Origin of the sequence: Profundibacter sp., from assembly GCF_965277155.1 — a bacterium.
In the GTDB taxonomy this organism is placed as follows: Bacteria; Pseudomonadota; Alphaproteobacteria; order Rhodobacterales; family Rhodobacteraceae; genus Profundibacter.
In genome coordinates this window covers 303721-317956 of the sequence record NZ_CBDIBV010000014.1, presented here as the reverse complement: position 1 = coordinate 317956, position 14236 = coordinate 303721, and the positions used below count along the sequence as shown (strand labels likewise).

Genomic DNA, 14236 nt, shown 5'->3' with positions numbered 1-14236 from the left:
GAACGCGGCCTCGGCGTCCCGTTTGTTCTCGGCCATCCAGATGTCCTGTAGATGGCCCTTGGCTTTGGCTTGCAGCGACTTCGGCATGGCATTCAGGACGTTGCCGGTTTTATGCACCCAGCAGCGCTGCTCCCGGGTCTCACCGAACACCTCCCGCAAGGCGTTCCAGAAGCCGAGCGCGCCATCACCAACGGCCAGATCAGGGGCTTTTCTGAGGCCACGACGTTGCAAGTCCAGCAGCAGTTCACGCCAGCTCTGGCTGCTTTCTCGATACCCGTCCACGAGGCCCAGAACATCCTTGTTACCCCACTCGTCCGCGCCGATGATCACCAGCATGCATTGCTTGTCAGCATCCGTGCGCGGCTTGAAATAAACCCCGTCGGCCCAGAAATACACATAGCGTTTGGCCGACAGGTCACGCCGGTTCCAACGCTCGTATTCTGCCCACCACTCCGCCTTCAGGCGCGAAATCGTGCTCGATGTCAAACCACCCGCATCAGGCCCCAGAAGGGCCGCCAGTGCTTCGCCGAAATCACCCGTGGAAATACCTTTGAGATAGAGCCAGGGCAACAACTCCTCGACCGACTTTGCCCGGCGCAGATACGGCGGCAGAAGCGTCGAGGTGAACCTGATCTTCTCCGCCCCCGTGCCACGATCACGCACCCGAGGCACATTCACCGGGACAGGGCCGATCCCCGTCATCACCTCGCGCTCCGGCAGGTATCCGTGGCGAACAAGGCGCTGGCGACCGGCCGAATCCCTCAAATGCGCGTGTTGCGCCATCAGATCACAAACCTCGGCCTCGACCGCCTGTGCCAACAGATCCCGCGCGCCTTTGCGCAAGATATCCGTCAGCGGATCAGGTGAAATTCCGGCTGGATCGGTAAACTCCAAAATAGTATCGTCTTCCATGTGGCATATCCTTTTCTCTCTGAGAATCGCGGCGCGTCAACACCGCCATGATATGCCACCCAATCACCCCATCACCAACTTTCGGGCATTACTCCTAGTATCCACTTTATAGGTCACTCCGAGAATTCGATAGTCGGGTAGTTCTGCATCATTTGGATAGCCTTCCGATTCAAAACGAACCCACTCAGCAAGTGGATCACTCCCTAAGCGCGAAGCAAGGAAGCGCAATTTCAACATTTCAAGGTTGTGTCTCGAAAGTGGTGGAAATTGATTTCAGGCACCTCCGAGCGGGTTGAGTTATGCGCCGGTCAGGCGGCTTGGTCAAGGGTTGCGTCGGCGACGGGCTGAGCGAGCGTTTCCCAGCCATCGACCTTTCGCATGACGATCTGCCCCGAGGCCATCAGAGCCCAAAGCAGCATCGGCACGGTCTCGGCGCATGGCAGCACGGTCTGGGTCTTGATGCGGCGGCGGAATTCCTCGTTCAGGCGTTCGATCGCATTTGTCGTTCTGGCCGATTTCCACTGGCCTTGTGGCAGACGCGTGAAGGTGAAAAGCTTATCTCCTGCTTCTTCCAAGCTGTCAGCGACGGCCTTGCATTTCAGCCGCCATTTTCGCAGAAATGCCTTGCGGCGGGTGGCGATTTCCTCGGGTGTTTTGGCGTAGATCATGTCGCGGTAATCTTCTGTCAACTCATCATGCATACGCTTGGGTGCCTTGGCCAGAAGGTTGCGGTGCTTGTGCACCGTGCACCTCTGGATCGGCAGATCTTCACCCCAGAGGGCAATGAGAGCGACCTCAAGTCCCGGTGCCCCGTCCACGATGACAAATTCGGGCCGTTTCAACCCGCGCGCATCCAGATCGTTGATGAACTGACGCCAGGCGGAGGTGCTTTCGCCGCCCATGTTCATCAGTGATAACAAGACCTTCTGCCCATCCCGGCGCACGCCAATCGCGGCCAGAACCGAGATATTGGTGGCCTTCCTGTCAATCCGCGTTTTGATCACGGTGCCGTCCAGGATCAGCCGCACGATGTCTTCATCCGCAAGGCTGCGGGCGCACCACGCCTGCCAGTCCACCTTCACCTTGCGCCAGGCGCGGCTCACCACATCCTTGCTGACCGCCCCCTGAAACAGGCCGAACAGGGCGCGTTTTACCCGCCGTGTGTTGGTGCCCGAAAGGTAGACAGCAGCGATCAGCGCCTCGGCCTTCTTCGTCAGCCGCTGGTAGCGGGGCAATGCCTTCGAGCGCCATTCTCTGGCCTTGCCGGCCTCGCCTGTGATCCGCGCACGCGGCACGCGCACCGTTTCGGTTCCAAATGTTCCGACCAGTTGCCGCTCGCGATGCCCGTGGCGGTATCCGGCCTTTGCCCCGCCGCTGCGGCCATACCGGCAACGGCCCAGAAACTGCTCCAGCTCCTCTTCGAAAACCGCCTCGATCGTCGCGCGGATGTTCTGGCGCAGCCGGTCTTCAATCGGGTCATAGCCTGCTTCATTGGCCAGTAGCGCGGATGTCGATGTTGCTGTATTCTTTGTCATGGCGTGATCTCCTTGGCGGTTCCAGCCGCCGGTTGGGTGGCTTCGATGCACCCGGAGATTACGCCGTCCTCGAATTTCCACCAAACTCGCGACACTACCTCGGGGTGGAACTGTTATCGAAAATATTCGAGCCATCCGGTGAACGTTGAATCGAAAATCCGTCGTTGTCGGTGCCGAAATCCTCGCCCGCACCGACGCGTGTGGCCGTGCCGGAAAAGCCGGCGTAAGTGGCCGTTGGATCATCCAGAGCATCGCCGTTGAATGTTGCCTGAATGAATTCGTCGTTGGCGGGATCATAAACGACGATATTATCACCGCCATTATTGATCAAAGCAGAACCGCGCCCGGCATCAAAAAACAAATCATCCGGCCCGCCTGTTGGCAAGCTGCCGCCGGCCTGAACACCGGAAATGACCATTGCATGACCGCCAGGCTGCAGGACGGTGCCAGGGGGGAAGGTAAACCAGTTCCCGACGCCCTGATCCCACAATTGCAAACCGGAAATATCAATCGCGGCATTCGAGGTATTGACAAGTTCGATGTATTCATCAGTCGCAGAGGCAGTTCCGTTGCCGTCGGTATCAAAATTGTTTGCACCGTTCGGGTCTACCAGGACCTCGTTTATAACAATGCCGCCTAGCAACTGATCTGCCATAGTTTCCACTCACAATAAACTGTGCATCAAGACGTCTTGATCACTATTTTATACTAAATTTACCCCGACGGGATATTTCCCTAGTCAATTTGAAGGGTTATCAGATTTGGGCAATCAGCTCAAGCTGGCTCGTTGCTTTGGAACTTCTATGTCTGTTAGGCGTGTTCTCTGCACAAATATTCCGCTTGTAAACCATGGATTGCGGTGAATTGGCGCGGTTGAGAGAATTCTTTTCCTTTTTATTGACAACCGTCAATGCAAGGCGCATATCGCCCACCGTAAGACATTCAATATCTTGAATACGTCAAACTGTGAAAAGGATAAATCATGCTTATGGACTGGAAAATAGGAGGGGTGGCGCTGGGCATTGTGTTCTTTCTGGCCGTACTCCTTGTTAAACCGATCGGGGTTTCAACGCAGTTCGTGATCCTGGACGGGATTGCCTGGAATGCTGTTGACAGCTCGGTCATCACACAGACCGAGGATGGCAAATATACCTCGACCAACCCTTATCTGGCAAAATCCCACGGTAAATATGCCAAACACGCCGCAAACCCGCTGAACTACAGCTTCGTCTTTGTAATTGCGATGGTTCTGGGGGCTGCTGCTTCGGCCCTGTCGCGCGGACGTGAAAGCGCCGAGGAACGCAGCGTGCCGCAAATCTGGCGCGCGAATTTCGGCGACAGCAAGGCCAAGCGCTATGCCGCGGCCTTTGTTGGCGGCTTTATCGTGCTTTACGGCGCGCGTCTGGCCGGTGGTTGTACATCGGGCCATATGATGAGCGGCCTGATGCAGACATCGCTATCTGGCTATCTGTTCACGCTGGGCGCATTCGGGGCCGCGATCCCGACTGCCATGATCATGTATAAAAGGAGCTAAGCCATGACTGTTTTTCTTGCACTTGTTATCGGCGGGCTGTTTGGCTTTGTTCTGGACCGGATCGGGGCGACGAACCCGAACTGGATCATCAAAATGCTGAATCTGTCCAACCTGCACCTGATGAAAACCATTCTGTTGGCCATCGGTGTTGGCTCGGTGTTGATGTTTGCCGGCCAGATGGTCGGTTTCGTTGATGTTGGCCACATGTCGGTCAAAACCGCCGAGGTAGGCGTTTTCGTTGGCGGCCTGCTGCTGGGCTTTGGCTGGGCGTTCTCGGGCTTTTGCCCCGGCACCGGCGTCGCTGCTGCTGCTTCCGGTCGTAAGGATGCGCTGTTCTTTATCGCTGGTGGCCTGTTGGGCGCTGCGGCCTATATGGCGACTTATGGTTCGATCATGAGCACCTTCCTGTTCGACAAAATCGGTGGCGGCAAGGTGACTTTGGGCACCGTTCCCGGCTCGAAATTCGAAGGGCTGACAGGCATCCCCGGCGATCTGCTTGGCATTGCGCTGGGCGTTGCGTTCATTGTTGTTGCTTTTGCCCTGCCAAACAAACTGGTTGGTGGTGACGCCCCTTCGGACGCTGTTCCGGCTGAATAAATAAGCCCAAAACCCACTCACGGGGTGAACGGCCGCAGGGGAAACCTTGTGGCCGTTTTCGTTTTTGCACAACATTCGGGTCGTCCGAACGGGCAGAAAGGGGCAGCATGGCAAGGCAACTTGTGAAAGGAACCCCCGATGCAACTGACCTATCTACCCTATGATCCCGATTGGGTGGCGCAATTGCGCGCTGGTGGCACGGATGCTTATGGCTTGCCTGCTGAACGCGTGATTTCGGATGGCGGCGGCAACCCCTGCCGCCATTGCCTGACCGACATCCCCAAGGGGGCCGAAATGCTGATTTGTGCCGCCCGCCCGTTTCCCGACCCGCAGCCCTATGCCGAAACCGGCCCGATCTTTTTATGTGCTGATTGCTTGCCCTATACGGGCGATGGTCTGCCGCCGGTCCTGGTAAGCCGCAAGGAATGTCTGCTGAAAGCCTATGGCGCGGACAACCGGATTGTCTATGGCACAGGGCAGATCACCCCGACCGCTGAAATCGAGGATTACGCAGGGGTCTTGTTATCGGACCCGAAGGTTGCCTATGTTGATGCAAGATCGGCCACCAACAACTGCTTCACCCTAAGGATCATCCGAACCCCATGAGCCAGAATTTCGACAACATCCCCGAAACCGCCCTTGACTGGCACCGCGCCGGTCGCGGGGCGGCACTGGCCACTGTGGTGGAAACATGGGGCTCGGCCCCGCGCCCCGTCGGTAGCCAACTGGCGATTGCGGGGGATACGGAAATTGCCGGCTCGGTTTCGGGGGGCTGTGTCGAGGGCGCCGTGATTATCGAGGCGATGGATGCGCTTGAGGACGGCAAACCGCGGATGATGGAATTTGGCGTGTCCGACGATCAGGCCTTTGCCGTCGGACTGGCCTGTGGCGGCAAGATCAGGGTGATGATCGAGCCGATAGGCCCGGTGTTGCCCGAAGATATGCTAACCGAACTGGTGGCCGCGCGCGCCGGTCGTGTGCCGGTGGCTTATGTTGTCAATCCTGATGCGCAAACCCGCAGGCTGGCGACAAAGGACGGTTTCCCCGACCGGTTTCGCAGTGACAAATCCGGTTTCGAGGGCGACGAATTCGTTGCCATCCACAACCCGCCGCTGAAAATGATCATGGTGGGGGCGGTGCATATCACCCAGCCTTTGCTGGTGATGGCACGGCTGGCCGGTTATGATCCGGTGCTGGTCGATCCGCGCGCGGCATTCGGGTCCAAGGCGCGGTTTCCGAACGAGGAAATCATAGACGACTGGCCGGACGAAGCATTGCAAGCGCAAGGGCTGGATGTGCGCACGGCGGTTGTCACCCTGTCGCATGATCCGAAAATCGACGATCCCGCCCTGACCGTCGCCCTGCGATCGGATGCATTTTATATCGGCAGCCTAGGATCGACTCGCACCCACGCCAAACGGGTGAACCGGTTAAAGGCGGCAGGCTTCGCGGATGATGAAATCGCCCGAATTCATGCGCCGGTGGGCCTAGATATCGGGTCTAAATCCCCCGCCGAAATTGCCCTGTCGATCATGGCACAGATCACCCAAACCCTGCGCAAATCGGGCTAACATCAACCCGCCGTGCAAGATTCATTTTGCCAAACCGTCGCCCCCGTGTTTTACTCGCCTCTAATTAGAACATAAGGGAGGACGACCATGACACAGGTCACCATGACCGTGAACGGCAAAGCTGTAAGCGGTGAAGCAGAAGGGCGCACACTGCTTTCACAATTCTTGCGCGACGGGCTGGGGCTGACGGGAACACACGTTGGCTGTGACACTTCGCAATGCGGCGCTTGCAGCGTGCATGTCAATGGAAAGCTTGTGAAATCCTGCACCATGTTCGCAATCGAGGCCGACGGGGCCGAGGTATCGACTGTTGAAGGCGAAGCGGACGAGGACGGCACATTGTCGACCATCCAGCAGGCCTTTCAGGACCACCACGGGCTGCAATGCGGTTTCTGCACACCGGGTATGGTGATGGCCACCAAATCCTTGCTGGCCGAGAACCCCAAACCGACCGAGGCCGAAATTCGCGCCTATCTGTCCGGCAATATCTGCCGCTGCACGGGGTATCACAACATTGTCAAGGCAATCATGGCCGCATCCGGTCAGGACATAAGCGCCATCGCCGCAGAATAAGCGGTAGGGCGGGGTTTACCCCGCCGTCACGGAATATCAGGGAGGAATAATCATGCCAGCAGACGGAGGCATCGGCGCCAGCACCAAACGGCGCGAGGACGTCCGGTTTTTAACCGGAAACGGAAATTATACAGACGATATTAACGCAAATGGACAGGCCTATGTCTATTTCCTGCGCTCGGAAATGGCGCATGCGAAAATCAACAGCATCGACACGTCGGACGCCGAAAAGATGGACGGTGTGATCCGCATCTTCACCGGCGAGGATTTTGTCGAAGTGGGCGGTGTGCCTTGTGGTTGGGAAGTGACTGACCGGTTTGGCAACGCCATGCAGGAACCCAAACACCCCATTCTGGCGCACGGAAAGGCGCGCCATGTAGGGGATCCAATGTGTGCGGTTGTGGCGGAAACGCTGGAGCAGGCCCGCGACGCTGCCGAGGCGATCGAGCTGGATCTGGAAGAACTGCCCGCTGTGATCGACATGAAATCCGCGCTGGCCGAAGACAGCCCCAAGGTGCACGACGAACTGGAGTCAAACCTGTGTTACGACTGGGGCTTTGTCGAGGAAAACCGCGAGGCCGTGGATGAGGCAATCAAGAACGCCCACCACGTCACCACGCTGGAACTGCGCAACAACCGGCTGATCGCCAACCCGATGGAGCCACGCGTGGCGATCGGCATGTTTGACCGCACCACGGATGAACATACGCTTTATACCACGTCGCAAAATCCGCATGTGATCCGCCTGTTGATGGGGGCGTTTGTGCTGGGAATTCCCGAACACAAACTGCGGGTGATCTCGCCCGATGTGGGCGGTGGTTTTGGCACCAAAATCTTCCACTATGCCGAAGAAGCGTTCTGCACCTTCGCCGCCAAGGCAGTGAACCGTCCGGTGAAATGGACCTGTAGCCGCTCCGAGGCTTTTGTGTCGGATGCCCATGGGCGTGACCATGTAACCAAGATCGAGCTGGCAATGGACAAGGACGGAAATTTCCTTGCCCTGCGCACAGATACCCACGCCAACATGGGCGCTTATCTGTCGACCTTTGCGCCCAGCGTGCCCACATGGCTACACGGCACATTGATGGCAGGGAACTACAAAACCCCGCTGATCTATGTGAACGTCAAGGCGGTGTTCACCAACACCGTGCCGGTTGACGCCTATCGCGGGGCCGGTCGCCCTGAAGCATCGTTCCAGTTGGAGCGGGTGATCGACAAGGCCGCTTATGAAATCGGCAAAGACCCGATTGAATTGCGCCGCCAGAACTTTATCACCGAATTCCCCTATGCCACCCCTGTAGCGGTGGAATATGACACCGGTGATTACAATGCAACGATGGACAAGATGATCGAGATTGCCGATCTGGCCGGTTTCGAGGCACGTGCCGCCGAAAGCGCCGACAACGGCAAACTACGCGGCCTTGGCGTGAATTGTTATATCGAGGCTTGCGGCATTGCGCCTTCCAACCTTGTAGGCCAATTGGGCGCCCGCGCGGGGCTATATGAAAGCGCCACGGTGCGGGTGAACGCCACGGGATCAATCAGCGTGATGACCGGTTCGCATTCACACGGGCAGGGGCATGAAACCGCCTTTCCGCAGGTGATTGCCGAGATGATCGGCATTGATGCATCGCAAGTGGACATCGTGCATGGCGATACATCCAAAGTGCCGATGGGCATGGGCACCTATGGCTCGCGTTCGTTGGCTGTTGGCGGCAGTGCGATGGTGCGCGCCACCGAAAAAATCATCAACAAGGCCAAGAAAATTGCGGCCCACCTTATGGAAGCCTCGGAAGGGGATATCGAGCTGAAAGACGGACAGTTCACCGTTGCGGGCACCGATAAATCGGTTGCCTGGGGCGATGTGACACTGGCTGCCTATGTGCCGCATAACTATCCGCTTGAAGACCTTGAACCTGGACTGGAGGAAACCGCATTCTATGATCCGGCCAACTTTACCTATCCATCAGGTGCCTATGCCTGCGAGGTCGAAGTGGACCCCGAAACCGGCAAGGTGACGATTGAACGCTTCAGCGCCGCCGATGATTTTGGCAATATCGTCAACCCGATGATCGTTGACGGTCAGGTGCATGGTGGCATCGGGCAGGGCATTGGTCAGGCGCTGCTGGAACACGCGGTCTATGACGAGGACGGGCAGCTGATTTCCGGCTCCTACATGGATTATGCCATGCCGCGTGCCGATGATGTGCCGTTCTATACGGTTGATCATTCCTGCCAGACCCCCTGCACCCACAACCCGCTGGGCGTGAAGGGCTGTGGCGAGGCCGGCGCGATCGGATCCCCCCCCGCGGTGGTCAATGCCGTTGTCGATGCCTTGCGACGGGCCGGTCAGGATATCACCCATATCGACATGCCGCTGACGCCCTCGCGCGTTTGGCAAGCAATGCAATCCTGAAGGAGGAATGAGAGATGTATGCATTTGATGTAGAGACCCCTTCAAGCGTTGCAGAGGCAGTCGCCGCGCTGAAGGACAAAGAGGCAACCGCGCTGGGCGGTGGCCAAACCCTGATCCCGACGCTGAAACAGCGCCTTGCCGCGCCGGAAAAACTGGTCAGTCTGTCGGGTATTGCCGAGATGAAGGGCATATCTGCTGATGGCGGTGTTCTGACCATCGGCGGGGCAACACCCCATGTCGAAGTGGCCGCGCAGGGGGATTACCCCGCGCTGGCGGCTCTGGCGGGCAATATCGGTGATCCGGCGGTGCGCAATCGTGGCACCATTGGCGGATCACTGGCCAACAATGACCCGTCGGCCTGTTACCCGGCGGCGGTGCTGGGCACGGGCGCAACCATTGTCACCAACACGCGCGAAATCGCGGCGGATGACTATTTTCAGGGCATGTTCACCACAGCGCTTGAGGATGGCGAGATTATCACCGCGGTGAGGTTCCCCATCCCCGAGGTTGCATCTTACCAGAAGTTCGACCAGCCCGCCTCGCGCTTTGCGCTGGTCGGGGTGTTCGTAGCCAAAACCGCCGATGGCGTGCGGGTGGCGGTGACGGGCGCATCCGAAGACGGTGTGTTCCGCTGGACCGAGGCCGAAACGGCGCTGAACAAAGAGTTCCGCAGTGATGCGCTGATGGATTTGAACATCAACGCGATGAACATGATCGGCGATTTGCACGGCACCAAGGAATACCGCGCCCATCTGGTCAAGGTGATGACACGCCGCGCGATCAACGCGATCGGGTAAATGGGCTGTGGCCCCGCATAGGATGCGGGGCCTGCCCGTGAGAACAAACAGCAAGGCCCCGGATCAGGTCCGGGGCTTGCGCATTTTTAGATAGGGTGATCCATCAGACTGATAACAGATATATGGCACAGCTTTCGATCCCTGCCAACTTGGGTGCAAATCTGGGTCGCTCTAATCCTTGTGCCTGTCAATATGATGTCTCTGCTATTTCTAAACGAGCCCAAAGGTATTCTGATTGCCGCACTGGCGGTAGGTGGCATGATGCCGAATATTGCGATCATGCTGGCCGAGCGGGGTCTGTCGAAAATGATGGCCCTGCCGCACCTGCTGATCTGGATTCCGCTGCTTTTGATTCTCTGGCCACTTCTGGGCGCCGTTACAGGTGGCTATCAGAAATATCTGTGGCTGCTGTTTGCCGTGGACGGGCTGTCGCTGGCTTTTGACATTCCGGATGCGTGGAAGTGGTGGAGAGGGGATCGTGCTGTGGCAGGGGCGCAATAAAAAGCCCCCGCAAAATGCGAGGGCTTTTCTATAAACTGTAAAGCGTTGCCTACTTTGGAAGTTGGCCGATCATCATGATCATCTGGCGACCTTCCATCCGAGGCATGCTTTCAACCTTGCCGTGGTCTTTGACATCCTCGGCCACCCGTTCCAGCAATTCGCGGCCCAGATTAAGGTGCGCCATTTCGCGGCCACGAAAACGCAGGCTGATCTTTACCTTGTCGCCGTTTTCCAGAAACTTGAACACATTGCGCATTTTCACATCGTAATCATGCGTATCGGTGTTCGGGCGGAATTTGACTTCCTTGACCTCGATGGTCTTTTGTTTCTTGCGTGCCTCGGATTCACGTTTCTGCTGTTCATACTTGAACTTGCCGAAATCCATGATTTTGCACACAGGCGGGTTGGCGTTTGGCGAAATTTCCACCAGATCCAGTCCGGCCTCGTCTGCCATATCCATGGCGCGCGCAGGGGTAACAACCCCGACGTTTTCACCGTCGGCACCAATAAGCCGGATTTCCTTGGATGTGATGCGTTCATTTACGCGGGGGCCAGTGTCGCGCTGTGGCGGGGCATTGTGTGGTCTGCGGGCTATGACTTTGATCCTTTGATTGTGAAGCCTTGTCTTATGCGGAAAATAGACGGGCGCGCGCGCGCTTACAAGGTGTTATTCGCCCTGAAATGAGCAATAATGTGCTATATTCCCCCTTGCTTGCTTTTCACATGGCTGTGCATCTGTCATAGCACACAGATGTCCGGATGCTTTTGCCGGAAAGTTAACTAGGGGTTTAAAGATGAACAAATCATTACTTATTGCTGCAGCTTTGATTGCTGCGGGGGCTGGTATCTATTTTTATTCGCAAGGGAATAACAGCACTGGCGAGGTGATGGAGCAGGCCACAGATGCGGCCACAAAAGCTGCTGACGATGCTGCCGCGTCGGCCAAAGCCGCAGAAGAAGCCGCAACCAAGGCGGCAGAAGAAGCTGCAGCGAAGTTAGCCGAAGAAGCTGCTGCTGCAGAGGAAGCCGCGAAAGCTGCCGCCGCAGAAGCCGAGGCCGCTGCTGCCAAAGCGGCAGAAGAAGCCAAAGCCAAAGCTGCTGAAGAAGCTGCCGCCGCAGAAGAAGCTGCCAAAGCTGCCGCAGCTGAGGCCGAAGCCGCCGCAGCCAAAGCCGCCGAGGAAGCCGAAGCGAAAGCAGCTGAAGAAGCTGCTGCTGCAGAAGAAGCCGCCAAAGCCGCTGCCGCCGAGGCTGAAGCTGCCGCAGCCAAAGCTGCTGAAGAGGCTGCAGCCGCAGCAGCCGAAGGAACCGAAGCCGCTACCGACGCTGCAAGCAGCACTGAAAACGCAATCACCAACGCCCTTTCCGGTGCTGTTGATGCCGCGTCAACGCCCGCCGAAGGCACAAGCAATATGGCAGCAGATTCTGCATCAGCAGATATGTCCGAAGATCCGGCGCCAACCGAGCAGGAAACATTGCTGACAGCCGATGGTTTTGATGCTGCCAAAGTTGGGGAGATGATTGACGGTTCCGATCTGGACCCAATGAAAAAGACATTGCTGAAAGCCGCTATCGACAAGGCTGGCGAAAATCCGGAAATGGTTAAAGCCGTGATTGAACAGGTGAAAACTGCCTTGGGCATGTAACCCTTTTCAAATCTGATAGATCAAACACCGCGCGAAAAAATTTCTTTTCGCGCGGTGTTTTTGTGTCTGGCAGGTGAAATGGGCCATTCCCCGCCGATACTGGGCAATAACGCGCCGCTTATCGTTACCGGGGTATTTTCTCTGGTTTGGGCAAATCTTGCGGGTCAGTATTTAGGAACGTCTGGAAATTGCACAGTCGCTGCAAAACACATTTGCGCAGGCCGGCATCACCCTGAACCTGAGCGTTGGCACAGGCAAACAGGTCCTGACAAAATATCGTGCCCGTGAACTGGACATGTATATCGGTGCATGGGGTCCGGATTATCCTGATCCGCACACCAACGCCGGCACCTTCGCCTATAACCCCGACAATTCGGACGAAGCGCAGGCAACCGGCCTTTTGGCATGGCGTAATGCGTGGGATACAGACGGGCTGACCGAAAAGGTGGCTGCGGCTGTTGTTGAAGGCGACCGCGACGTGCGCAAAGGCATGTACGAGGAAATCCAGCGTGAATTCCTGCAAAAAGCCCCGTTCGCCATTCTGTTCCAGAAGGTCGAACAGACAGGTCGCCGTGAAAACGTGCAGAACCTGAATCTGGGCGGCGCGATTACCGCTGTGTCCTACTGGCCGGTCACCAAGTAAATGGCGGTCGTTGAAAATAACGGAAACGGGCGGCGCAAGTCGCCCTTTTCCTCGTCCGTTTATGCCACAATCCTGAAAACAATTGGGTCTGTGATTATCACTATGCTGGGGCTGACATTTGTCACCTTTATCATTGGCCGCGTGATGCCAATTGACCCTGTGATTTCGATTGTGGGCGAACGGGCCTCCAAAGAAACCTATGATGCTGCCTATCATGCCATGGGTCTGGATAAACCAATCCTTAAGACCTCTGCATAACATCGGGATTCCCCCGAGAGGTGGTCCCACTTTTTTGACCAGTCAGCAGCCAGTTTAAGATGGATCAGGGTTTCATTTAGGCTGCCAAACTCATTGGTTTTGTTTTTCTGTCATAGGCTTCATCCGGGGTCAATATTCCGTGGGTGGAATGCGGGCGCTCGGTGTTGTAGTAAGCCAACCATTTCCCGATCCCGGCGCGGGTCTGCGAACCCGTTTCAAATGCGTTGAGGTAAATGCATTCGTATTTCAAGGATCGCCAAAGCCGCTCGATCATCCGGTTATCGACCCAGCGACCTTTGCCATCCATCGAGATTTTCACGTCGGCTTCTTTCAGCGCCTGCGTCCATTCAAACCCGGTGAACTGGCTGCCCTGGTCGCTGTTCATGATATCGGGCTTGCCGTATTTGGCCATAGCCTCTTTCAGGGCTTCAACGCAAAAATCTGCCTCCATGCTGTTTGACAATCTCCAGCTCAAAACCTTGCGGCTGTGCCAGTCCATGATCGCGACCAAATAGAGGAACCCGCGCTGCATCGGAATGTAGGTGATATCTACGCACCACACATGGTTTGGACGATCAATCGTCAGGTCTCGCAGCAGATACGGGTAGATCTTATGCTGCGGATGTTTCTTGCTCGTGTTGGGCGTCTGGTAGATCGGAACCAACCGCATCAGCCGCATCAAACGGCGGACCCTGTGGCGACCACACTTGTAACCTTGGCGCTGCATGTGCCGGGCCATTTGCCGTGATCCATACCACGGCGTCTGCAAGAATTGCTTGTCGATTATTGTCATGAACCGCAAATTTTCAGCACTTTCGCCTTTTGGCTGGTAATACAGGTTCGAGCGCGCCAGAGAAAGTAGCCCGCATTGTCGTCGCACACTCAGATCATGCTCACGGCTCACCATTTTTTGCCTCGCTTCCCGAGCAACTGTTGCGAGGCGTTGGCTAAAAAATCCCGTTCCACGACCAGCTGACCAATCTTGGAGTGCAGCTTCTCAATCTGGGCTTCATCAACCCGATCAGGATCACGGCCCCGTCTGGAAAATGCCGTGGCCATGTTTTCAATCGCTGCTCGTTTCCATGTGCCAATCTGGGTTGGATGCACACCATACTTCTTCGACAGCTCCGCCATCGTCATTTCCTCGCGGATTGCTTCAAGCGCAACGCGGGCTTTGAATTCGGGAGAATGGTTCTTTCGTTTCGTCATTTTGAATCGTCTTTCTCATAAGTCGATCCACCTTAACAACTGGTCCG

The 14236-nt window shown here is 56.6% G+C and carries 16 protein-coding genes and 1 pseudogene; 11 read left to right on the top strand and 6 right to left on the bottom strand.

The genetic code is table 11. The features are described 5' to 3' along the window. From ACQY4M_RS22485 to ACQY4M_RS22470, 4 genes are all read right to left on the bottom strand, one after another. Positions 1-912 (bottom strand): IS256 family transposase (locus ACQY4M_RS22485; RefSeq protein ID WP_428542903.1); only part of this gene is annotated, 912 nt, incomplete at its 3' end. Positions 913-975: 63 nt separating this feature from the next. Next, positions 976-1149: a hypothetical protein gene (locus ACQY4M_RS22480; protein ID WP_428542906.1), complete on the bottom strand. Its 174-nt coding sequence runs from the start codon at positions 1147-1149 to the stop codon at positions 976-978. A gap of 71 nt (positions 1150-1220) precedes the next feature. Further along, entirely contained in the window at positions 1221-2447 is a 1227-nt protein-coding gene (locus ACQY4M_RS22475) for an IS256 family transposase (RefSeq protein ID WP_428539582.1), read from the bottom strand. 94 nt (positions 2448-2541) lie between these two features. After that, a complete protein-coding gene (locus ACQY4M_RS22470) occupies positions 2542-3102 on the bottom strand; it encodes a lamin tail domain-containing protein (RefSeq protein WP_428542909.1) in 561 nt (186 codons plus the stop codon). 333 nt (positions 3103-3435) lie between these two features. Between ACQY4M_RS22470 and ACQY4M_RS22465 the strand changes: the two genes are divergently transcribed. The 8 genes from ACQY4M_RS22465 to ACQY4M_RS22430 all read left to right on the top strand — a co-directional run bounded on the left by ACQY4M_RS22465 (position 3436) and on the right by ACQY4M_RS22430 (position 10436). After that, positions 3436-3981, top strand: a complete 546-nt coding sequence (locus ACQY4M_RS22465; protein WP_428542912.1) for a YeeE/YedE thiosulfate transporter family protein — start codon at positions 3436-3438, stop codon at positions 3979-3981. A gap of 3 nt (positions 3982-3984) precedes the next feature. Further along, the gene (locus tag ACQY4M_RS22460) at positions 3985-4578 is read left to right on the top strand and encodes a DUF6691 family protein (protein WP_428542915.1); all 594 of its coding nucleotides are present in this window, start codon (positions 3985-3987) and stop codon (positions 4576-4578) included. 138 nt (positions 4579-4716) lie between these two features. Next, positions 4717-5184, top strand: a complete 468-nt coding sequence (locus tag ACQY4M_RS22455; RefSeq protein WP_428542918.1) for a DUF1203 domain-containing protein — start codon at positions 4717-4719, stop codon at positions 5182-5184. After that, the gene (locus ACQY4M_RS22450; protein WP_428542921.1) at positions 5181-6149 is read left to right on the top strand and encodes an XdhC family protein; all 969 of its coding nucleotides are present in this window, start codon (positions 5181-5183) and stop codon (positions 6147-6149) included. Before ACQY4M_RS22455 ends, ACQY4M_RS22450 begins: the two co-directional genes overlap by 4 nt. An 87-nt stretch (positions 6150-6236) precedes the next feature. Next, positions 6237-6722: a (2Fe-2S)-binding protein gene (locus ACQY4M_RS22445; RefSeq protein WP_428542924.1), complete on the top strand. Its 486-nt coding sequence runs from the start codon at positions 6237-6239 to the stop codon at positions 6720-6722. A gap of 52 nt (positions 6723-6774) precedes the next feature. After that, complete coding sequence (locus ACQY4M_RS22440; protein ID WP_428542927.1) at positions 6775-9138, top strand: xanthine dehydrogenase family protein molybdopterin-binding subunit; 2364 nt, start codon at positions 6775-6777, stop codon at positions 9136-9138. Positions 9139-9152: 14 nt separating this feature from the next. After that, on the top strand, positions 9153-9935 hold the full coding sequence (locus tag ACQY4M_RS22435) for an FAD binding domain-containing protein (RefSeq protein WP_428542930.1): 783 nt from the start codon (positions 9153-9155) through the stop codon (positions 9933-9935). Positions 9936-10115: 180 nt separating this feature from the next. Continuing rightward, positions 10116-10436 (top strand): hypothetical protein, encoded by a 321-nt coding sequence (locus ACQY4M_RS22430; protein ID WP_428542933.1) that lies wholly within the window; start codon positions 10116-10118, stop codon positions 10434-10436. A gap of 49 nt (positions 10437-10485) precedes the next feature. Here ACQY4M_RS22430 and infC read toward each other — a convergent pair whose 3' ends face one another. After that, complete coding sequence (infC, locus tag ACQY4M_RS22425; RefSeq protein WP_118942060.1) at positions 10486-11031, bottom strand: translation initiation factor IF-3; 546 nt, start codon at positions 11029-11031, stop codon at positions 10486-10488. 199 nt (positions 11032-11230) lie between these two features. Between infC and ACQY4M_RS22420 the strand changes: the two genes are divergently transcribed. From ACQY4M_RS22420 to ACQY4M_RS22410, 3 genes and pseudogenes are all read left to right on the top strand, one after another. Then, on the top strand, positions 11231-12079 hold the full coding sequence (locus ACQY4M_RS22420; RefSeq protein WP_428549025.1) for a hypothetical protein: 849 nt from the start codon (positions 11231-11233) through the stop codon (positions 12077-12079). Between the two features lie 175 nt (positions 12080-12254). After that, positions 12255-12722: pseudogene (locus tag ACQY4M_RS22415) on the top strand (ABC transporter substrate-binding protein); the annotation flags it as partial. Continuing rightward, positions 12723-12980, top strand: a complete 258-nt coding sequence (locus ACQY4M_RS22410) for a hypothetical protein (protein ID WP_428542939.1) — start codon at positions 12723-12725, stop codon at positions 12978-12980. Positions 12981-13056: 76 nt separating this feature from the next. Here the strand turns inward: ACQY4M_RS22410 and ACQY4M_RS22405 are convergent. Further along, a protein-coding gene (locus ACQY4M_RS22405) for an IS3 family transposase (RefSeq protein WP_428539245.1) occupies positions 13057-14189 on the bottom strand; the annotation gives its coding sequence in 2 pieces (ribosomal slippage) (positions 13057-13937 and positions 13937-14189; 1134 coding nt in all). Positions 14190-14236 lie beyond the last annotated feature (47 nt).